The sequence below is a fragment of the Enterobacter cloacae complex sp. genome, from assembly GCF_900322725.1.
Lineage (GTDB): Bacteria > Pseudomonadota > Gammaproteobacteria > Enterobacterales > Enterobacteriaceae > Enterobacter > Enterobacter quasihormaechei.
The window spans coordinates 3,969,598-3,987,661 of the sequence record NZ_LT991957.1; the positions used below are offsets into that span (position 1 = coordinate 3,969,598).

The following is an 18,064-nucleotide window of genomic DNA, read 5'->3' on the forward strand; positions in this document are numbered from 1 at the left end:
TTAGCGCGCCAGCCAGCCGCCGTCTACGGCGAGGGTATGGCCGTTGACGTAATCAGAGGCTCCTGAGGCCAGAAACACCACCGGCCCCTGTAAATCCTCCGGCAGTCCCCAGCGTCCCGCCGGAATACGCTCGAGGATCGCCTGGCTGCGTTGCTCATCATCGCGAAGCTGTTGGGTGTTATTTGTCGCCATATAACCCGGCGCGATAGCGTTCACGTTAATGCCCAGCGGCGCCCATTCGTTTGCCAGCAGGCGGGTGAGCCCGAGGACGCCGCTTTTCGAGGCCGTATAAGAGGGCACCCGAATGCCGCCCTGAAAGGAGAGCATGGAGGCAATGTTAATGATTTTTCCGCCCTGACCCTGATCGATAAACCGTTTGGCCACCGCCTGCGAGAGGAAAAAGACCGATTTCAGGTTCAGGTCGATGACTTCGTCCCAGTCTTTTTCGCTGAATTCCAGCGCATCGCACCGACGAATGGTGCCGGCATTGTTAACCAGAATATCGATGCGTCCCATCTCTTTAACAGCGGTGTCCACGACGCTCTGAATGTTCTCATGCTTGCCGAGATCGGCGCGGATTGCGATAAAGCGTCGTCCCAGCGCCGTAACGCGCGCTGCCGTTTCGTCAGGAACCTTGCGGTTAACACCCACGATATCGCATCCTGCCTCGGCGAGGGCAATGGCCATGCCCTGACCCAGGCCGGTATCGCACCCGGTCACCATCGCCACTTTTCCTGCCAGAGTAAAAGCATCCAGTATCATACGCGCCTCAGAAGTCAGGTTATTGTCATTCTGCACGTAAGGATAGGAGCCTGGAATGAGAAAAGCAAATAAAGTAAAACGATGTTTTAATTTTGTGATGCAGGCAGCCGAAGCTGCCTGAAAAGAGGGTCACTCTCCGCGCAGATGGCGGACAGTCAGTTCTTCAAGAGACGTCAGCCTGACATCCGCGAGGGCAAAACGAGGATCGTGTCGGCCTTCTTCAGCAGGCACAACGATGGAGCGCATACGCGCGGCTTTGGACGCTATCATGCCGTTAACGGAATCTTCCAGCGCCACGCAGGTGAGCGGATCCAGCCCCAGTTTCGCGGCGCAGTCCATATACACCTGCGGGTGCGGCTTGCTGTAAGGCAGCTTTTCGGCCGAGGCCAGCGCGTCGAAGCTGTCGCGCAGCCCAAACATCGTCAGCACTTTTTCCAGCATATGCAGAGGTGAGGCGGAAGCCAGCCCCACTTTCAGTCCTTGCGCCTTGCACAGGGCGATAGCGTCATGGACTCCCGGTAACAGTGGCTTATATTCTTCAACCAGGGAGATAGCGCGGTTGATAATGCGCGCCGTGACTTCGTCGCGATCCGGTCCAACCCATGGCTGGTGGGCATACCAAAGATCGACCACCATATCGATACGCAGCCCCAGGGTATCGGGGAGTTCGTTACGACGACTGATATCGACGCCGAGGCTGGCCATCACGTCCAGTTCAGCCCGATCCCACAGGGGTTCGGAATCAATCAGCAATCCATCCATGTCAAAAATAGCGGCAAGTATCTGGCGCGGTGTCGACATTACAACTTCTCCTTATCTTAGAGGTAAGACGAACGGGGCTAAGCACAAGCAATTTAGCATATCGCATCCAAAGATCGGGCGAAAATGACCGACAGCAGGTAGACTTAGGCACAAATAACGCGTCTTTATTAAGAGGAACTGATGACGTATCAACAAGCTGGACGCATTGCGATCTTAAAACGTATTGCTGGTTGGGTTATTTTCATTCCCGCCCTGATTTCAACGCTGATTTCCGTACTCAAATTTATGTACGATCACAGCGAAAAACAGCCGGGCATCAATGCCGTCATGCTTGATTTTGCCCACGTAATGATTGAGATGATGCGGTTTAATACCCCGTTCCTGAACGTGTTCTGGTTTAACTCGCCCACGCCGGATTTTCACCACCAGCTTAACGTTGGCTTCTGGATAATCTATGCGCTGATCTTTATCGCAATGGCGTTGCAGGCCTCCGGCGCACGCATGAGTCGCCAGACCCGCTTTTTACGTGAAGGGGTTGAAGACCAGATGATCCTTGAGAAGGCGAAAGGTCCTGAGGGAATGACCCGCGAGCAGATCGAATCGCGCATTGTCGTTCCGCGCCATACCATCTTTGTGCAGTTTTTCCCGCTCTACGTTCTGCCGGTCATTATCATTGTGGCCGGGTATTTCTTCTTTACGCTGCTCGGCTTCCTGTAAATGCTGAAGGGGGCGTGTTGCGCCCCCCCTTGCGTTATGCCGCCAGAATGCGGTCCAGCGCACGCTGGGCATTAACCAGATGGTTTCCGCCAAACAGGATGGCCCGGTTGAGCAGGGTGTATAGCTGATACACCGGCTGGCGTTCGAGAAAGTCAGGTGGCAGAGGCGAGACCGACTGGTAGCCATCATAAATTTGTGGCGGCTGTTCAGGGTGCAGCGGCAGCATCGCGAGGTCGCACTCTCTGTCGCCCCAGTAGCAGGCCGGATCATATATATAAGGGCCATCAGGCCCAAGCGCACAGTTATCCGACCATAAATCCCCGTGCAACAGTGAAGCCTGAGGCTGATGCGAGGCCAGGCGCTGCTGGACGTGTTCAACAATCGCATCGATGTTGCCGAACGCCAGCCCCTTTTCAGCGGCCAGCTCCAGTTGCCAGCCGATTCGCTGCTCGGCGAAAAATGTCGACCAGCGACGCTGCCACGCGTTTGGCTGCGGCGTGGTGGAGAGGTCGTTATCAAAATCGAGCCCGAACTGAGGCTGATCGCTCCACTGATGCAGGCGGGCAATCTGTTGACCAAGGATAAAGGCGTTATGGGCATCCAGAGGGCGCACGGGGAGATAGTTCATCACCAGAAAGCTGTAGTCGCGATCGCTGCCGACAGCTAAAACCTGCGGAACGGTGACGGTTTTACTGCGCGATAACAGTTCAAGCTGATCGGCTTCGGCAGTAAAAATGGGAAGCAATTCGCGTTCATCACATTTCACGAAAAGATCGCGCCCGGCGTAGCGTAAATGCCATGCGGCATGGATCTCTCCGCCTGGCAGTTCGTTACGCAGTTCAATTTCACCTTCACCCAGCTGCTCACTTAAAAGATGACTGATAGCCTGCCACATGATGTCTCTCCCATGTTGTCTGCCAGATCATAAAGTTAGCGCAAAACGGCAATAAAAAAACAGGAACTAACGCACAACTGAGCGGTTTAATTTTATACAGGGCACTTATTGCTCTTTTTTGTGCCAGTTTTCCCAGCTATCCACGTCAATTTCTGTTGCTTTGTCAGTCACGCTTTCCACCAGGCTGCTGGCGAGCGCCTTGACCTCTTCCTGACTGAGCGGGCTGATCAGGCCAAAAGCCAGCGAGCCGAGGTCGTGGATATTGCCTTCGTCGTCGGTCAGCGTGAGCAGAAAATTTGCCCGCGTGAAAGCGTTGTTAAGTTCATTCAGCTCGGTCAGCGACGCCTCATGAATATTGACGGTTACGACGTAGCGGGTGATATCACCACTGCTCATAATGCACCTCGTTGTTATCCTGAAAGTTTTCTTAGCATAGTCGATAAGCGCTATTTAGCGACTTCCCCCTCCACAGGAGGGGGAAGATGTTCAGCTTTTCGCCAGGTAATCGACAATTTTTTGGGTATCCGCAAGCGAGCATAGCCGCGTTCCCTGATTGATGGTGGCCGCACTCCCTGCCGCGACGCCATAGCGTGCCATCTCCAGAAGCGAAGCGCCCTGCGCCAGCTTCAGCACCATCGCGCCAACCATACTGTCACCTGCACCTACGGTGCTCTGGCTCTTCATCGGTGGTGGAACGACCTGCACACAGCCCGTCTTGTCGACGGCCAGCGCACCCTGAGGACCGAGAGAGACCACCACGCGATGCGCTTTGCCCGTGCGTACCAGCTCTTCTGCGGCAGTACGCACGTCATCGGGCTGGTTGAGCTCGCGATTGACAAGCGCACTCAGCTCTTTCTGGTTAGGTTTCACGAGTTCAAGTTGCCCGGGTTCTAACGCCGCCTTCAGGGCTTCGCCTGAGCTATCAACAATGCAGCGGATGCCGCGCTGGAGCACCGCCTGAACCAGCGCCGTCAGCTTTTCTGTTTCAATGCCCGGCGGCAGGCTACCGCTGATGACCAGCAATGAGCCGCTTTCAATGGTCAGCACTTTCTCTTCCAGTTGACGAAACTCATCATCGCTCAGCTTTGCCCCCGGCATCACAAAACGATACTGTTCGCCGCTCGATTCAACATGAACGTGCAGGTTCTGCCGGGTCCAGTCTCTGGCGTCTACCGTGTCTACCGCAACCTGTTCATCTGCCAGCAACGCAACCAGATGTTCGCCCGTGGCGCCGCCAGCAGGGAAGATGGCGGTTGCTTTTCCGCCGAGATGGGTAATGGCGCGCGCCACGTTAATACCACCGCCGCCGGGTTCAAACACCGGCGCGCTACAGCGTAGCTTACCTTCCGGGTAAATTTGCGGCGTCATGGTCGCGGAGTCGAGGGAAGGGGAGAGCGTCAGCGTGTAAATCGAAGCCATCATGACCTCCTTTTAGCATGGGTTCTTTTAAGCCTGGCACCGTTTGGCAGGAAGGCAACGTAAATAACAGTATGATTTTAAAAATGAATGCTGACAAATAACCTTCGCAGGACATATAAAATAAAACGCGTTTTGGGATCGTTCTTATTCAAAAAATGAAAGAAGAAATTATTGCTATGTTATTTGCGGCTTTTTATAATTTGTTACCTTTCTATGGTCGCCTTGTCATTGATCCGCAAGAAAGTTTCCGAGACCGTGACGGTCTCTTTTTATGTTGTACGGACTCCTTAAATATAATGAAGCTTTTGAAGACAGTACCCGCAGCACTGATGCTGGCGGGTGGCGTATTTGCGTCACTGAACGCAACCGCCGATGATACCGTTTTTACTGTCATGGACGACCCCTCCACTGCCAAAAAACCCTTTGAAGGTAACCTGAATGCCGGGTATCTGGCGCAATCCGGTAACACGAAAAGCTCCTCCCTGACCGCAGACAGCACCCTGACCTGGTACGGCAACACCACGGCCTGGTCGCTGTGGGGAAATGCCAGCAACACGTCTGCTAACGATGAACGCTCCTCGGAGAAATATGCGGTAGGTGGACGTAGCCGTTACAACATGACCGATTATGACTACCTGTTCGGGCAGGCGAGCTGGCTGACAGACCGCTTCAACGGCTATCGCCAGCGCGATGTCGTGACGGCGGGTTATGGTCGTCAGTTACTGAATGGGCCGGTGCACAGCCTCCGTTTTGAATTCGGTCCGGGTGTGCGTTACGACGAGTACACCAACGGCGAAGATGAAACCCAGCCGCTAGGATATGCATCGGGCACCTACGCATGGCAGATGACCGACAACGCTAAATTCACCCAGGGCGTGTCGGTGTTTGGTGCAGAAGATACCACCCTGAACTCTGAAAGCGCGTTGAACGTGGCCATCAACGAACACTTTGGACTCAAGGTAGCCTACAACGTAACCTGGAACTCATCCCCCCCTGATTCTGCGCCGGAACATACCGATCGCAGAACCACGATTTCTTTAGGTTATAAAATGTAATTCCGTCGGGCTGAGATACTTCTCGGCCCGTTTTTTATTTTTTGAAACTGTGCTTAATTATATTAAATGGCGTTTTAAAAATAACAGAATGCGTCCTCTTCATAATTTCTCCATAATTAGGCGTGCACGGCTTATTCAGTTTATTTGACACGAATTGATAAATAATTTGACTAGGAAAAAGTGTGATCCAGATCTACACTTACGCCACAGGCAAAAAAATCGCCTCAGGCTTTTTCTGCATTATTTAGTATGAGAATAAAATTATGAAAACAATCAAAACTGCTACAGCAGCGATAGTGCTTTCCGCACTTTCATTTGGCGTTTTTGCTGCTGATAATATGACGCAACCTGCCAGTGACGCTAACAGCCAAATCGGAATTACCAACGCCTCTGATGTTGAAGCGGGCTCTAACATTGCCCCTGGCTCCCAGTCAACCGGCCAGTCAATGAACGATGCGTTTGATGTGCATAAGCTGGTAGCGGGTGAGTGGTCCTGATAAATTAACTGCCACGTTGTGATGGAATATAAACGCTATGACAACCTGTCGAAAACCGGATAATGATGTACCGGTTTTTCACAATCCGGTGGCGTAAAGAGAGTTAAAGATTATTCAATAAATTAACGGCACGTTTACGCTGACCTCAGCACTAATGACTTCCCTTTCTGACAATACATTAACCCCAAATCATTGCAGCCCAGCGCAGCAGCAACATCGCGCCGCAAATAGCAATTAATACTACGACCATTTTCCAGTGCTTAACGGCAAATCTTTTTGTTGGCATAACCTAATCCTTGTCAGTTGATACCCTTAGTGTACCAAAGTCTGCGCCAGAAAGCGCTTTACCCGGGACAACAGGTTATGCCAGAACACCGGTTCGGCTCAAAACCACTGGAATCTGTTGGCCAGAATCAAAACCAGGCCAGCCGCGGAAAGTAGATTCAATATCACAACGGTTCTGCTGGATACGTTCACGTGATACCCCTTCGATGTTTAAGGACCAGATCAAGAATAGCTCAGCACTTTTGGATTGCGAGCCTCCGTCAGCAAAAGTTCATGAACGCATACAAAAGGATGAGCGGTTCAAAACGGTCGCAGAGGATGCATTCGCCCTTTCAATAGTGTTACCATTAGGCTGCTTGCCGTATATTCGCCTTTGTCTGATTTCGGCTGGCAGAGGATGACGAACCAATTTGACGATTGTTGGTCAGATGGTTCCTAATCTACTGTTTAATCACGATTATTTTCTTTGTATATGCTCTTATGTGTGGGGCATCACTGCAAATAAGGATATAAAATGCCTGTAATTACTCTTCCTGATGGCAGCCAACGCCATTTCGACCACGCTGTAAGCCCAATGGATGTAGCCCTGGACATCGGTCCTGGACTCGCAAAAGCAACCATTGCAGGCCGCGTAAACGGTGAGCTGGTAGATGCGTCTGATGTTATTGAAAACGATGCGACGCTCTCAATCATCACCGCGAAAGACGAAGAAGGTCTGGAGATCATTCGTCACTCCTGCGCGCACCTGTTAGGTCATGCTATCAAGCAGCTGTGGCCAAACACCAAAATGGCGATCGGCCCGGTTATCGACAACGGTTTCTACTACGACGTTGATCTTGACCACACCCTGACCCAGGAAGATATCGACGCGCTCGAAAAACGTATGCACGAGCTCGCCGAAACTAACTATGACGTCATCAAGAAGAAAGTCAGCTGGCACGAAGCGCGTGAAACCTTCGTGAAGCGCGGCGAGAGCTATAAAGTCTCGATTCTTGACGAAAACATTTCGCATGATGACAAGCCTGGCTTGTACCATCACGAAGAATACGTCGACATGTGCCGTGGACCGCACGTGCCGAATATGCGCTTCTGTCATCACTTTAAACTGATGAAAATCGCAGGCGCCTACTGGCGTGGCGACAGCAACAACAAGATGTTGCAGCGCATCTATGGTACCGCGTGGGCCGATAAAAAAGCCCTCAACGCGTACCTGCAACGCCTGGAAGAGGCGGCTAAACGTGACCACCGTAAAATCGGTAAGCAGCTTGACCTGTATCATATGCAGGAAGAAGCGCCGGGGATGGTGTTCTGGCATAACGACGGCTGGACTATCTTCCGTGAACTGGAAACGTTCGTACGCTCTAAGCTGAAAGAGTACCAGTATCAGGAAGTGAAAGGCCCGTTCATGATGGACCGTGTGCTGTGGGAAAAAACCGGCCACTGGGACAACTACAAAGATGCGATGTTCACCACCTCGTCTGAGAACCGTGAATACTGCATCAAGCCAATGAACTGCCCGGGCCACGTTCAGATCTTTAACCAGGGTCTGAAATCCTACCGCGATCTGCCGCTGCGTATGGCCGAGTTCGGTAGCTGCCACCGTAACGAACCATCAGGTGCGCTGCACGGTCTGATGCGCGTTCGTGGCTTTACTCAGGATGATGCGCATATCTTCTGTACTGAAGATCAGGTACGTGATGAAGTTAACGCCTGTATTCGTATGGTCTACGATATGTACAGCACCTTTGGCTTCGAGAAGATCGTGGTCAAACTCTCAACGCGTCCGGAAAAACGTATCGGCAGCGATGAGACATGGGATCGCGCAGAAGCGGATCTCGCCGTGGCGCTGGAAGAGAATGGGATTCCATTCGAATACCAGCTGGGCGAGGGCGCATTCTACGGTCCGAAAATTGAATTTACCCTGTATGACTGCCTCGATCGCGCATGGCAGTGCGGAACGGTACAGCTGGACTTCTCCCTGCCGCAGCGTTTAAGCGCCTCTTATGTTGGCGAAGACAACGAGCGTCAGGTGCCGGTCATGATTCACCGTGCTATTCTCGGTTCACTGGAGCGCTTCATCGGCATCCTGACCGAAGAGTTCGCGGGCTTCTTCCCAACCTGGCTTGCGCCAGTGCAGGTGGTGGTGATGAACATTACCGATTCTCAGGCGGATTACGTTAAAGAATTGACGCAGAAACTACAAAATGCGGGCATTCGCGTAAAAGCAGACTTGAGAAATGAGAAGATTGGCTTTAAAATCCGCGAGCACACTTTACGTCGTGTCCCGTATATGTTGGTCTGTGGTGATAAAGAGGTGGAAGCAGGCAAAGTTGCCGTTCGCACCCGCCGTGGTAAAGACCTGGGGAGCCTGGACGTAAGTGAAGTGATTGAGAAGCTGCAACAAGAGATTCGCAGCCGCAGTCTTCAACAACTGGAGGAATAAGGTATTAAAGGCGGAAAACGAGTTCAAACGGCACGTCCGAATCGTATCAATGGCGAGATTCGCGCCCAGGAAGTTCGCTTAACAGGTCTGGAAGGCGAGCAGCTGGGGATTGTGAGTCTGAGAGAAGCGATCGAAAAGGCTGAAGAAGCTGGAGTAGATTTAGTTGAAATCAGCCCTAACGCCGAACCGCCAGTTTGTCGTATCATGGACTACGGCAAGTTCCTTTATGAAAAGAGTAAGTCTTCTAAGGAACAGAAGAAGAAGCAAAAAGTTATCCAGGTTAAGGAAATTAAATTCCGTCCTGGTACCGACGATGGCGATTATCAGGTAAAACTCCGCAGCCTGATTCGCTTTCTGGAAGATGGCGATAAGGCCAAGATCACGCTGCGTTTCCGCGGTCGTGAGATGGCCCACCAACAGATTGGTATGGAAGTGCTTAACCGCGTCCGTGAAGATCTGAGTGAACTGGCAGTAGTCGAATCCTTCCCTACGAAGATCGAAGGCCGCCAGATGATCATGGTGCTCGCTCCTAAGAAGAAACAGTAAGGCCTTCAAGCAGCAGAATCTGTGGAGCCTTCGGGCCCCATAGGTTTTGTTCGCCTATGTTTCGTTTATTTAACAATGCGAAGTGGAAGTTATTAAAATGCCAAAAATTAAGACCGTACGCGGTGCTGCTAAGCGCTTCAAAAAAACCGGTAAAGGTGGTTTTAAGCACAAGCACGCTAACCTGCGTCACATTCTGACTAAGAAAGCTACCAAGCGTAAACGTCACCTGCGTCCAAAAGCCATGGTTTCTAAAGGCGATCTGGGCCTGGTCATCGCGTGCCTGCCGTACGCATAAGTCGTTAACGTTTAACTTTTTTAACTTAGAATAGATACAGGAGAGCACACATGGCTCGCGTAAAACGTGGTGTAATTGCACGTGCACGTCACAAGAAAATTTTGAAACAAGCTAAAGGCTACTACGGTGCGCGTTCACGCGTATACCGCGTTGCCTTCCAGGCTGTTATCAAAGCAGGTCAGTACGCTTACCGTGACCGTCGTCAGCGTAAGCGTCAGTTCCGTCAACTGTGGATTGCGCGTATCAACGCAGCAGCACGTCAGAACGGTATTTCTTACAGCAAATTCATCAACGGCCTGAAAAAAGCCTCTGTTGAAATCGACCGTAAGATCCTGGCTGACATCGCAGTATTCGACAAAGTAGCGTTCACCGCTCTGGTCGAAAAAGCGAAAGCAGCACTGGCATAAGCCAGTTGAAAGAGGAGGCTTTGCCTCCTCTTTTCATTCAACACCATCAGAAGATTGACATTTATCCGTGCAGGCTTTTCAATAAGGTCTTAACGGTTTTTACCCTACAAGGTAACGCAAGCATGAATGCTGCTATTTTCCGCTTCTTCTTTTACTTTAGCACCTGACATCAGGAGGCTAGCGCGTGAAAGATGAAACGAAAAACAGCGCCAGATAAGCCTCCCGATGGAGGCTTTTTTTGTGCCTGAATTTGAGAGAATACGTCCAACAATTCGGTGTCTGCACCGACATAATGAGGAAAACCATGTCACATCTCGCAGAGCTGGTTGCCAGTGCAACGGCCGCCATTAACCAGGCCTCAGATGTTGCCGCGTTAGACAATGTCCGCGTCGAATATCTGGGCAAGAAAGGGCATTTGACCCTTCAGATGACTACCCTGCGTGAACTGCCAGCAGAGGAACGCCCGGCAGCAGGTGCAGTGATTAACGAAGCCAAAGAGCAGGTTCAGCAGGCGCTGAACGCCCGTAAAGCCGAGCTGGAAAGCGCCGTACTGAATGCGCGTCTGGCAGCAGAAACCATCGACGTTTCTCTGCCGGGGCGTCGTATTGAAAACGGCGGCCTGCATCCGGTGACCCGCACCATCGATCGTATTGAAAGTTTCTTCGGTGAGCTCGGCTTTACCGTGGCGACTGGCCCGGAAATCGAAGATGATTACCACAACTTCGATGCACTGAATATTCCTGGCCATCATCCGGCACGTGCTGACCACGACACTTTCTGGTTCGACGCCACCCGTCTGCTGCGTACCCAGACCTCCGGCGTTCAGATCCGCACCATGAAGGAACAGGAACCGCCTATCCGCATCATCGCGCCGGGCCGCGTATACCGTAACGACTACGATCAGACGCACACCCCAATGTTCCACCAGATGGAAGGTCTGATTGTTGATAAAAACATCAGCTTTACCAACCTGAAAGGCACGCTGCACGATTTCCTGAACAACTTCTTTGAGGAAGATTTGCAGGTTCGCTTCCGTCCGTCCTACTTCCCGTTCACCGAACCGTCTGCGGAAGTGGACGTGATGGGTAAAAACGGCAAATGGCTGGAAGTGCTGGGCTGCGGCATGGTGCATCCAAACGTGCTGCGCAACGTGGGTATCGATCCGGAAGTGTATTCCGGCTTTGCGTTCGGTATGGGCATGGAGCGTCTGACCATGCTGCGCTACGGCGTAACCGATTTACGTGCGTTCTTCGAAAACGATCTGCGTTTCCTCAAACAGTTTAAATAAGGGCAGGACAGAACAATGAAATTCAGTGAACTGTGGTTACGCGAATGGGTTAACACCACGCTGGACAGCGAAGCGCTTTCCAACCAGATCACCATGGCGGGCCTGGAAGTTGATGGCGTAGAGCCCGTATCTGGCGCTTTCACCGGCGTAGTAGTAGGTGAAGTGGTGGAGTGCGGCCAGCATCCTAACGCCGACAAACTGCGCGTAACAAAAGTGAACGTGGGCGGTGACCGTCTGCTGGATATCGTCTGCGGCGCACCAAACTGCCGTCAGGGGCTGAAGGTGGCCGTGGCGACCGTGGGCGCGGTACTGCCGGGCGATTTCAAAATCAAAGCCGCTAAACTGCGCGGTGAGCCGTCAGAAGGCATGCTGTGCTCCTTCTCCGAGCTGGGGATTTCCGACGATCACAACGGTATCATCGAGCTGCCGCTGGATGCGCCGATTGGCACTGACATCCGCGAATACCTGAAGCTTGATGATAACACTATCGAAATCAGCGTGACGCCTAACCGTGCCGACTGCCTGGGCATCATCGGCGTGGCCCGCGACGTGGCCGTGCTGAACCAGACCGAGCTGAACGTGCCGGAGATCGCGCCGGTTGAAGCCACCATCAGCGACACGCTGCCAATTCAGGTTGACGCCGTTGACGCCTGTCCGCGCTACCTGGGTCGCGTGGTGAAAGGCATTAACGTTAAAGCGCCAACCCCACTGTGGATGAAAGAGAAACTGCGTCGCTGCGGTATCCGTTCTATCGACGCGGTGGTTGACGTCACTAACTACGTTCTGCTGGAGCTGGGCCAGCCAATGCACGCGTTCGATAAAGATCGTATCGAAGGCGGTATTGTGGTGCGCATGGCGAAAGAGGGCGAAACCCTGGTGCTGCTGGACGGCAGCGAAGCGAAGCTGAACGCCGACACCCTGGTGATTGCTGACCACAGCAAAGCGCTGGCAATGGGCGGTATCTTCGGCGGCGAGCACTCTGGCGTCAATGACGAGACGCAAAACGTCCTGCTGGAATGCGCGTTCTTCAGCCCACTCTCCATTACTGGCCGCGCGCGTCGTCACGGCCTGCACACTGACGCCTCTCACCGCTATGAGCGTGGCGTAGATCCTGCGCTGCAATACAAAGCGATGGAGCGTGCGACTCGCCTGCTGATCGACATCTGCGGCGGTGAAGCCGGTCCGGTTATCGATGTGACCAACGACGCGACGCTGCCGAAGCGTGCAACCATTACCCTGCGCCGCAGCAAGCTGGATCGCCTGATTGGTCATCACGTTGCCGATGCGCAGGTAACTGATATTCTGACGCGTCTGGGCTGTGAAGTGACAGAAGGTCAGGACGAGTGGAAAGCCGTTGCGCCATCCTGGCGTTTCGACATGGAGATCGAAGAAGATCTGGTGGAAGAAGTGGCCCGCGTTTACGGCTACAACAACATCCCTGACGAGCCGGTGCAGGCGGGTCTGGTAATGGGCAGCCATCGCGAAGCCGACCTGTCTCTGAAGCGTGTGAAAACCATGCTGAACGACAAAGGCTACCAGGAAGTGATCACCTACAGCTTCGTTGATCCTAAGCTGCAACAGCTGATCCACCCGGGTCAGGAAGCCCTGATCCTGCCAAGCCCGATTTCCAGCGAGATGTCAGCGATGCGTCTGTCCCTGTGGACCGGCCTGCTGGGCACTGTCGTTTATAACCAGAACCGTCAGCAAAACCGCGTGCGTATTTTCGAAAGCGGCTTGCGCTTTGTACCGGATACTCAGGCGAATTTAGGCATCCGTCAGGATCTCATGCTGGCGGGTGCCATCAGCGGTAACCGCTATGAAGAGCACTGGGACCTGGCAAAAGGGACGGTTGATTTCTACGATATGAAGGGCGATCTGGAAGCTATTCTCGATCTGACCGGTAAATTATCCGAAATTGAATTCCGTGCAGAAGCGATTCCGGCCCTGCATCCGGGCCAGAGTGCGGCGATTTATTTAGACGGCAAACGCGTTGGTTTCATTGGCGTTGTTCACCCAGAGCTGGAACGTAAGCTGGACCTGAATGGCCGTACCATCGTGTTCGAGCTGGAGTGGAGCCCGGTTGCAGACCGCGTGATTCCTCAGGCGCAGGACATCTCTCGCTTCCCTGCAAACCGCCGTGATATCGCGGTTGTGGTCGCCGAAAATGTGCCCGCAGCAGATATTTTGGCCGAATGTAAGAAAGTTGGCGTAAATCAGGTAGTTGGCGTAAACTTATTTGACGTGTACCGCGGCAAGGGCGTAGCAGAAGGTTTCAAGAGCCTCGCTATTAGCCTTATCCTTCAGGATACCAGCCGTACACTCGAAGAAGAGGAGATTGCCGCTACCGTCGCCAAATGTGTAGAGGCATTAAAAGAGCGATTCCAGGCATCATTGAGGGATTGAACCTATGGCGCTTACAAAAGCTGAAATGTCAGAATATCTGTTTGATAAGCTTGGGCTTAGCAAACGGGATGCCAAAGAGCTGGTAGAGCTGTTTTTCGAAGAGATCCGTCGTGCTCTGGAAAATGGTGAGCAGGTAAAACTCTCCGGCTTTGGCAATTTTGATTTGCGAGACAAAAACCAACGTCCGGGCCGTAACCCGAAGACGGGGGAAGATATTCCCATTACAGCCCGCCGCGTGGTGACCTTCAGACCCGGTCAGAAGTTAAAAAGCCGTGTCGAAAACGCAACGCCCAAAGCAGAGTAATATGAACTAACTAAAAAGGCCGCTCACGCGGCCTTTTTTCTTTGCGCTATTTGCCAAACCCGCCGTAAAATCAATGATATCTCAACCGGATAACCTATCGTCTATGCTTGATCTTGCCCGTCGCCAGCACCGCTCCGATCTCCGCCGCCTGTGTCTGCTCGGGGTGCTGTTGTTTGTCGCCACCACGGTCAGTCTGTGTGCGGGCGATCGGTGGCTGGGGCCGGCAAGCTGGTTTACGCCAGAGGGACAGATCTTTGTCTGGCAGATCCGCCTGCCGCGGACGCTGGCGGTCGTTTTAGTCGGCGCTGCCCTGGCGCTGTGCGGCACGATCATGCAGGCACTGTTTGAAAATCCGCTGGCGGAACCCGGGCTTCTGGGAGTGTCGAATGGCGCAGGCGTCGGGCTAATCGCCGCCGTGATGCTGGGAGGAGGCGAGCTCTCCGCCTGGGGGATTAGCCTCAGCGCCATTGTTGGCGCGCTGTTGATAACCCTCATCCTGCTGCGCTTTGCCCGACGCCACTTATCCACCAGCCGGCTGCTGCTTGCCGGGGTGGCGTTAGGGATCATCTGTAGTGCGTTGATGACCTGGGCCGTCTACTTCTCCACCTCTTTTGATCTGCGCCAGCTGATGTACTGGATGATGGGGGGCTTTGGGGGCGTTGACTGGCGTCAGGGGTGGCTGATGCTGCTCCTGCTTCCGGTCATTCTGTGGACGGCATTCCAGGCGCAGCCGCTGAATCTGCTCGCGCTGGGTGAAACGTCTGCTCGTCAGCTTGGGATGCCGATTGGGTTCTGGCGCAACGTGCTGGTTATCGCCATCGGCTGGATGGTGGGCGTAAGCGTGGCGCTGGCGGGTGCGATTGGCTTTATTGGGCTGGTGATCCCGCATATGCTGCGTCTTTGCGGCATTACGGACCATCGAACCCTGCTCCCGGCCACGGCGATTGCCGGGGCGGCAGCGCTGCTGATTGCCGATATCATCGCCCGGCTCGCTCTGACCGCCGCAGAGCTGCCTATTGGCGTGGTGACCGCGACGCTGGGCGCGCCGGCCTTTATCTGGCTATTATTGAAAGCTGGACGTTAACACACTACCCGTAAGTCAACCTGAGGGAATGCTATGCAGTCTGATATTCTGAATACCGAAGTGACCACCATTGACGGCGAGAAAACCACGCTGGAAGGCTACAAGGGCAAGGTGCTGCTCATCGTGAACGTGGCGTCGAAATGCGGCCTGACGCCGCAGTATGAACAGCTGGAAAATATTCATAAAGCCTGGGAAAAAGACGGCTTTACCGTGCTCGGCTTCCCGTGCAACCAGTTCCTGGGGCAGGAGCCGGGCAGCGAAGAGGAGATTAAGACCTTTTGCAGCACGACCTATGGCGTGACGTTCCCGATGTTCAGCAAAATTGATGTGAACGGGGAAAATCGTCATCCGCTGTATGCCAAGCTGGTGGCTGCGGCGCCGACAGCGGTTGCGCCTGAAGAGAGTGGTTTCTACGAGCGCATGGCGAGCAAAGGCCGGGCGCCGCTCTATCCGGACGATATTCTGTGGAACTTCGAAAAATTCCTGATTGGCCGTGACGGTCAGGTCGTACAGCGTTTTTCCCCGGACATGACGCCTGAAGATCCTATCGTGATGGAATCTATCAAGCTGGCGCTGGCGAAATAATGTCGCTGCTGATGCAGCTCACAGACGTTGCCGGGAAGGGACGTCTTGAGCCTGTAACCGCCACCGTCAACGCAGGGGAAATACTTCACCTGGTTGGGCCAAACGGTGCCGGGAAGAGCACGCTGCTGGCGCGCATGGCGGGGCTGACCGCCGGGGAAGGGGAGATTACCTTTCTTGGACAATCTCTTGACGAATGGCTACCCGCCACGCTCGCCTCCCGTCGAAGCTATCTGGTTCAGCAGCAGGTGCCGCCGTTTGCGATGCCGGTCTGGCACTACCTGACGCTGCACCTGCCTGATAAAAATCAGGTGGCATTGCTCCACGACGTTGCCGCGGCGCTCGGGTTAGACGATAAGCTCACCCGACAGGCCAGCCAGCTTTCCGGCGGCGAGTGGCAGCGCGTGCGTCTGGCCGCCGTTATTCTTCAGATCCATCCGTCCGGAAATCCTCACGGGCGGTTGCTGCTGCTGGACGAGCCAATGAGCGGGCTGGACGTTGCCCAGCAGGCCGCGCTGGATGCCCTGCTCAGCGCGCTCTGCCGCAAGGGCATTACCATTGTGATGAGCAGTCATGATTTAAACCATACGTTGCGCCACGCCCATCGGGTGTGGTTGCTGGCCCGTGGCAAGCTGATTGCCAGCGGACCGCGCGACAGCGTGCTGACGGCCTCCAATCTTGCGAGTGCTTACCACATGTCGTTCCGGAGGCTGGATATTGAAGGCCACAAGATGCTCATCTCCACGGCGCAGGAATAACCTTTCTTGCACAGCCGCATAGATGCACGCTAGATTACCGAAAGAACAAAAAAAGCAGAGGATTCGTCTGAAATGCGATTCTGGTTTCTCCTTGTTGCGGCGCTCTTTCTTGCAGGATGCAGTAGCCATCGTGCTCCTCCGCCCAACCCACGGCTTTCCGATTCCATTACGGTCATTGCCAGCCTGAACGATCAGCTCAGCAACTGGCGCGGCACCCCCTATCGCTACGGTGGCATGAGCCGGGGCGGGGTGGATTGCTCGGGATTCGTGCTGATGACCTTCCGCGATAAATTTGACCTACAGCTTCCGCGTGAAACGCGTATGCAGGCGGAGATCGGCACTGAGATTGATAAAGACGAGCTCCTGCCCGGCGACCTGGTCTTTTTCAAAACAGGCTCCGGTGAAAGCGGCCTTCATGTCGGCATTTATGACACCGATAATCAGTTCATTCATGCCTCGACCAGCCGTGGCGTGATGCGCTCCTCTCTCGATAATGTTTACTGGCGTAAAAACTTCTGGCAGGCCAGACGTATTTAACCGATGCATAAAGATGCAGTGCGGGGAGCCTGGCGGTGAATATAGCCGTCAGGCTTTTCTTACGGGTTGATTAAAGTTAAATTTTTGCCCAATTATTTATGTCGGCATGTGCCTGTTTTATCTAAAACTGGCTATTATTCAATAACCAGGATAAAATTATTAAAGATTCAGGGAAAAATCTGAAAATTAATACGGAAAGAATGAAATTAAACTTATTAAAATCAAGACAGTGGAATTGTGCCTGCAATTGCTCCAGGATGTTCTCTCTCATCTTTAATGCAGGACAAGCGCGATGATTATTACGCTAGATAATGCTTACCAGTCTGAACTTTTACTGCTTCCGGCGCGTGATAGTGCAGGTTTGCTTAAAGGTTTAGAGATTTTGGTTAACTTTACTGGCGTGGGTACGGACGTACGAATCCCGACGGAACTGGTTATCCCGCATCTTTCCCGGGAAGATGAATTAGCGCTGTTTCAGGAGAAACTGCAATTACTCGATACCTGTAAGCTATTTTTTATTCAGCATCAGTTAATTGCATGGATCAATATTACACCCGCAATTGTTGAGTTTTTATTAACTAATGAGAACGCTGTTTCAATCCTTGAGCGTTATCCGTTTCTTGAGTTTACTGTTAATGAGAACTATCCAGGTTTAAATAACGGAAAAGACGATCTGATGCTGGCAAGAATGGCGATCCATTTCCCATTAGTGCTGGCTAACTTTGGTGCAGGGGCCGCGTCCCTTAAGCCGGTTTATGATGGTTTGTTCAAACGGGTCATTCTGGATAAAAACTTCATCCAGCAGCGCGTTTCGGCGCTCTCCTTTGAGCCTTTTATGCGCGCTATCCTCTGGCAAATCACGCCGCACTGTCAGTCGGTCATGGTCTCAGGAATTGACGATCACGGCATCCTGCAACGCGTGCTGCCCTTCAATTTTGGTGCAATGCAGGGCACCCTGTGGCCTGCCGTCCCGGCTGAACGCGTCACGACCCTCGTTCAGCAATAACCCCTTTCTTCGCCCGTGT

23 protein-coding genes and 1 other annotated feature are annotated in these 18,064 nt (G+C 53.1%); of the genes, 16 read left to right on the top strand and 7 right to left on the bottom strand.

The annotated features are described in order from the left end of the window. Together kduD and hxpB are read right to left on the bottom strand one after the other, a co-directional pair. Window positions 1-762, bottom strand: a complete 762-nt coding sequence (gene kduD / locus DBR02_RS19550; RefSeq protein WP_063449450.1) for a 2-dehydro-3-deoxy-D-gluconate 5-dehydrogenase KduD — start codon at window positions 760-762, stop codon at window positions 1-3. Between the two features lie 129 nt (window positions 763-891). Further along, window positions 892-1,563 (bottom strand): hexitol phosphatase HxpB, encoded by a 672-nt coding sequence (gene hxpB, locus DBR02_RS19555; RefSeq protein WP_107535171.1) that lies wholly within the window; start codon window positions 1,561-1,563, stop codon window positions 892-894. 141 nt (window positions 1,564-1,704) lie between these two features. Here hxpB and DBR02_RS19560 point away from each other — a divergent pair, with 141 nt between their 5' ends. Further along, the gene (locus tag DBR02_RS19560) at window positions 1,705-2,241 is read left to right on the top strand and encodes a YniB family protein (protein ID WP_063866463.1); all 537 of its coding nucleotides are present in this window, start codon (window positions 1,705-1,707) and stop codon (window positions 2,239-2,241) included. Window positions 2,242-2,275: 34 nt separating this feature from the next. Here the strand turns inward: DBR02_RS19560 and DBR02_RS19565 are convergent, their stop codons facing one another. From DBR02_RS19565 to pfkB, 3 genes are all read right to left on the bottom strand, one after another. Continuing rightward, entirely contained in the window at window positions 2,276-3,136 is an 861-nt protein-coding gene (locus DBR02_RS19565) for a fructosamine kinase family protein (RefSeq protein WP_107535172.1), read from the bottom strand. A 105-nt stretch (window positions 3,137-3,241) separates the two neighbouring features. After that, window positions 3,242-3,532, bottom strand: a complete 291-nt coding sequence (ghoS, locus tag DBR02_RS19570; protein ID WP_003857822.1) for a type V toxin-antitoxin system endoribonuclease antitoxin GhoS — start codon at window positions 3,530-3,532, stop codon at window positions 3,242-3,244. A 90-nt stretch (window positions 3,533-3,622) separates the two neighbouring features. After that, window positions 3,623-4,555, bottom strand: coding sequence for a 6-phosphofructokinase II (gene pfkB / locus DBR02_RS19575; protein ID WP_063866465.1), 933 nt, complete (start codon window positions 4,553-4,555; stop codon window positions 3,623-3,625). A gap of 296 nt (window positions 4,556-4,851) precedes the next feature. Here pfkB and DBR02_RS19580 point away from each other — a divergent pair, with 296 nt between their 5' ends. Together DBR02_RS19580 and DBR02_RS19585 are read left to right on the top strand one after the other, a co-directional pair. Then, window positions 4,852-5,610: a DUF481 domain-containing protein gene (locus DBR02_RS19580; RefSeq protein ID WP_107535173.1), complete on the top strand. Its 759-nt coding sequence runs from the start codon at window positions 4,852-4,854 to the stop codon at window positions 5,608-5,610. A 263-nt stretch (window positions 5,611-5,873) separates the two neighbouring features. Beyond that, a complete protein-coding gene (locus DBR02_RS19585; RefSeq protein ID WP_107535174.1) occupies window positions 5,874-6,107 on the top strand; it encodes a hypothetical protein in 234 nt (77 codons plus the stop codon). A 178-nt stretch (window positions 6,108-6,285) separates the two neighbouring features. On the opposite strand, the gene yniD is transcribed toward DBR02_RS19585, so the two are convergent. Together yniD and yncL are read right to left on the bottom strand one after the other, a co-directional pair. Continuing rightward, window positions 6,286-6,393 carry a small membrane protein YniD gene (gene yniD, locus DBR02_RS19590; RefSeq protein ID WP_003857815.1) on the bottom strand — a complete coding sequence of 36 codons (108 nt, stop codon included), beginning with the start codon at window positions 6,391-6,393 and terminating at the stop codon, window positions 6,286-6,288. A gap of 98 nt (window positions 6,394-6,491) precedes the next feature. Beyond that, window positions 6,492-6,584 (bottom strand): stress response membrane protein YncL, encoded by a 93-nt coding sequence (gene yncL / locus DBR02_RS27120; protein WP_074160885.1) that lies wholly within the window; start codon window positions 6,582-6,584, stop codon window positions 6,492-6,494. A 322-nt stretch (window positions 6,585-6,906) separates the two neighbouring features. On the opposite strand from yncL, the gene thrS reads away from it, so the two are divergent. The 13 genes from thrS to DBR02_RS19655 all read left to right on the top strand — a co-directional run bounded on the left by thrS (window position 6,907) and on the right by DBR02_RS19655 (window position 18,045). Continuing rightward, window positions 6,907-8,835: a threonine--tRNA ligase gene (gene thrS / locus DBR02_RS19600; RefSeq protein WP_063448978.1), complete on the top strand. Its 1,929-nt coding sequence runs from the start codon at window positions 6,907-6,909 to the stop codon at window positions 8,833-8,835. A 3-nt stretch (window positions 8,836-8,838) separates the two neighbouring features. Next, complete coding sequence (gene infC, locus DBR02_RS19605) at window positions 8,839-9,381, top strand: translation initiation factor IF-3 (RefSeq protein ID WP_059287945.1); 543 nt, start codon at window positions 8,839-8,841, stop codon at window positions 9,379-9,381. Between the two features lie 97 nt (window positions 9,382-9,478). Next, window positions 9,479-9,676: a 50S ribosomal protein L35 gene (gene rpmI / locus DBR02_RS19610; RefSeq protein WP_001124225.1), complete on the top strand. Its 198-nt coding sequence runs from the start codon at window positions 9,479-9,481 to the stop codon at window positions 9,674-9,676. A gap of 50 nt (window positions 9,677-9,726) precedes the next feature. Continuing rightward, the gene (rplT, locus tag DBR02_RS19615; protein WP_000124850.1) at window positions 9,727-10,083 is read left to right on the top strand and encodes a 50S ribosomal protein L20; all 357 of its coding nucleotides are present in this window, start codon (window positions 9,727-9,729) and stop codon (window positions 10,081-10,083) included. Between the two features lie 117 nt (window positions 10,084-10,200). After that, window positions 10,201-10,325, top strand: a sequence feature (Phe leader region). Then, window positions 10,206-10,250, top strand: a complete 45-nt coding sequence (gene pheM, locus DBR02_RS26880; RefSeq protein ID WP_001386830.1) for a pheST operon leader peptide PheM — start codon at window positions 10,206-10,208, stop codon at window positions 10,248-10,250. (Overlaps the previous feature by 45 nt.) A gap of 62 nt (window positions 10,326-10,387) precedes the next feature. Further along, a complete protein-coding gene (gene pheS, locus DBR02_RS19620; protein WP_003857809.1) occupies window positions 10,388-11,371 on the top strand; it encodes a phenylalanine--tRNA ligase subunit alpha in 984 nt (327 codons plus the stop codon). Window positions 11,372-11,386: 15 nt separating this feature from the next. Next, complete coding sequence (gene pheT, locus DBR02_RS19625) at window positions 11,387-13,774, top strand: phenylalanine--tRNA ligase subunit beta (RefSeq protein WP_063866466.1); 2,388 nt, start codon at window positions 11,387-11,389, stop codon at window positions 13,772-13,774. 4 nt (window positions 13,775-13,778) lie between these two features. Next, window positions 13,779-14,078: an integration host factor subunit alpha gene (ihfA, locus tag DBR02_RS19630; protein ID WP_003857805.1), complete on the top strand. Its 300-nt coding sequence runs from the start codon at window positions 13,779-13,781 to the stop codon at window positions 14,076-14,078. A 103-nt stretch (window positions 14,079-14,181) separates the two neighbouring features. Continuing rightward, on the top strand, window positions 14,182-15,162 hold the full coding sequence (gene btuC / locus DBR02_RS19635) for a vitamin B12 ABC transporter permease BtuC (protein WP_107535175.1): 981 nt from the start codon (window positions 14,182-14,184) through the stop codon (window positions 15,160-15,162). A gap of 33 nt (window positions 15,163-15,195) precedes the next feature. Further along, the gene (locus DBR02_RS19640; protein ID WP_022650905.1) at window positions 15,196-15,747 is read left to right on the top strand and encodes a glutathione peroxidase; all 552 of its coding nucleotides are present in this window, start codon (window positions 15,196-15,198) and stop codon (window positions 15,745-15,747) included. Then, on the top strand, window positions 15,747-16,502 hold the full coding sequence (gene btuD / locus DBR02_RS19645; protein WP_107535176.1) for a vitamin B12 ABC transporter ATP-binding protein BtuD: 756 nt from the start codon (window positions 15,747-15,749) through the stop codon (window positions 16,500-16,502). Before DBR02_RS19640 ends, btuD begins: the two co-directional genes overlap by 1 nt. Before the next feature lie 72 nt (window positions 16,503-16,574). Then, window positions 16,575-17,039: an NlpC/P60 family protein gene (locus tag DBR02_RS19650; protein ID WP_063448974.1), complete on the top strand. Its 465-nt coding sequence runs from the start codon at window positions 16,575-16,577 to the stop codon at window positions 17,037-17,039. Between the two features lie 292 nt (window positions 17,040-17,331). After that, a complete protein-coding gene (locus DBR02_RS19655) occupies window positions 17,332-18,045 on the top strand; it encodes an EAL domain-containing protein (RefSeq protein ID WP_107535177.1) in 714 nt (237 codons plus the stop codon). The last annotated feature ends 19 nt before the right edge of the window (window positions 18,046-18,064 follow it).

What these genes read in the sequence shown, in the direction of transcription:
- hxpB (WP_107535171.1), bottom strand. Translation starts at nt 1,563, where the DNA reads ATGTCGACACCGCGCCAGATACTTGCCGCTATTTTTGACATGGATGGA.
- DBR02_RS19580 (WP_107535173.1), top strand. Translation starts at nt 4,852, where the DNA reads ATGAAGCTTTTGAAGACAGTACCCGCAGCACTGATGCTGGCGGGTGGC.
- btuD (WP_107535176.1), top strand. Translation starts at nt 15,747, where the DNA reads ATGTCGCTGCTGATGCAGCTCACAGACGTTGCCGGGAAGGGACGTCTT.
- btuC (WP_107535175.1), top strand. Translation starts at nt 14,182, where the DNA reads ATGCTTGATCTTGCCCGTCGCCAGCACCGCTCCGATCTCCGCCGCCTG.
- ihfA (WP_003857805.1), top strand. Translation starts at nt 13,779, where the DNA reads ATGGCGCTTACAAAAGCTGAAATGTCAGAATATCTGTTTGATAAGCTT.
- ghoS (WP_003857822.1), bottom strand. Translation starts at nt 3,532, where the DNA reads ATGAGCAGTGGTGATATCACCCGCTACGTCGTAACCGTCAATATTCAT.
- pfkB (WP_063866465.1), bottom strand. Translation starts at nt 4,555, where the DNA reads ATGGCTTCGATTTACACGCTGACGCTCTCCCCTTCCCTCGACTCCGCG.
- rplT (WP_000124850.1), top strand. Translation starts at nt 9,727, where the DNA reads ATGGCTCGCGTAAAACGTGGTGTAATTGCACGTGCACGTCACAAGAAA.
- kduD (WP_063449450.1), bottom strand. Translation starts at nt 762, where the DNA reads ATGATACTGGATGCTTTTACTCTGGCAGGAAAAGTGGCGATGGTGACC.
- rpmI (WP_001124225.1), top strand. Translation starts at nt 9,479, where the DNA reads ATGCCAAAAATTAAGACCGTACGCGGTGCTGCTAAGCGCTTCAAAAAA.
- DBR02_RS19650 (WP_063448974.1), top strand. Translation starts at nt 16,575, where the DNA reads ATGCGATTCTGGTTTCTCCTTGTTGCGGCGCTCTTTCTTGCAGGATGC.
- DBR02_RS19640 (WP_022650905.1), top strand. Translation starts at nt 15,196, where the DNA reads ATGCAGTCTGATATTCTGAATACCGAAGTGACCACCATTGACGGCGAG.
- DBR02_RS19585 (WP_107535174.1), top strand. Translation starts at nt 5,874, where the DNA reads ATGAAAACAATCAAAACTGCTACAGCAGCGATAGTGCTTTCCGCACTT.
- thrS (WP_063448978.1), top strand. Translation starts at nt 6,907, where the DNA reads ATGCCTGTAATTACTCTTCCTGATGGCAGCCAACGCCATTTCGACCAC.
- DBR02_RS19560 (WP_063866463.1), top strand. Translation starts at nt 1,705, where the DNA reads ATGACGTATCAACAAGCTGGACGCATTGCGATCTTAAAACGTATTGCT.
- pheS (WP_003857809.1), top strand. Translation starts at nt 10,388, where the DNA reads ATGTCACATCTCGCAGAGCTGGTTGCCAGTGCAACGGCCGCCATTAAC.
- DBR02_RS19565 (WP_107535172.1), bottom strand. Translation starts at nt 3,136, where the DNA reads ATGTGGCAGGCTATCAGTCATCTTTTAAGTGAGCAGCTGGGTGAAGGT.
- yniD (WP_003857815.1), bottom strand. Translation starts at nt 6,393, where the DNA reads ATGCCAACAAAAAGATTTGCCGTTAAGCACTGGAAAATGGTCGTAGTA.
- pheT (WP_063866466.1), top strand. Translation starts at nt 11,387, where the DNA reads ATGAAATTCAGTGAACTGTGGTTACGCGAATGGGTTAACACCACGCTG.
- DBR02_RS19655 (WP_107535177.1), top strand. Translation starts at nt 17,332, where the DNA reads ATGATTATTACGCTAGATAATGCTTACCAGTCTGAACTTTTACTGCTT.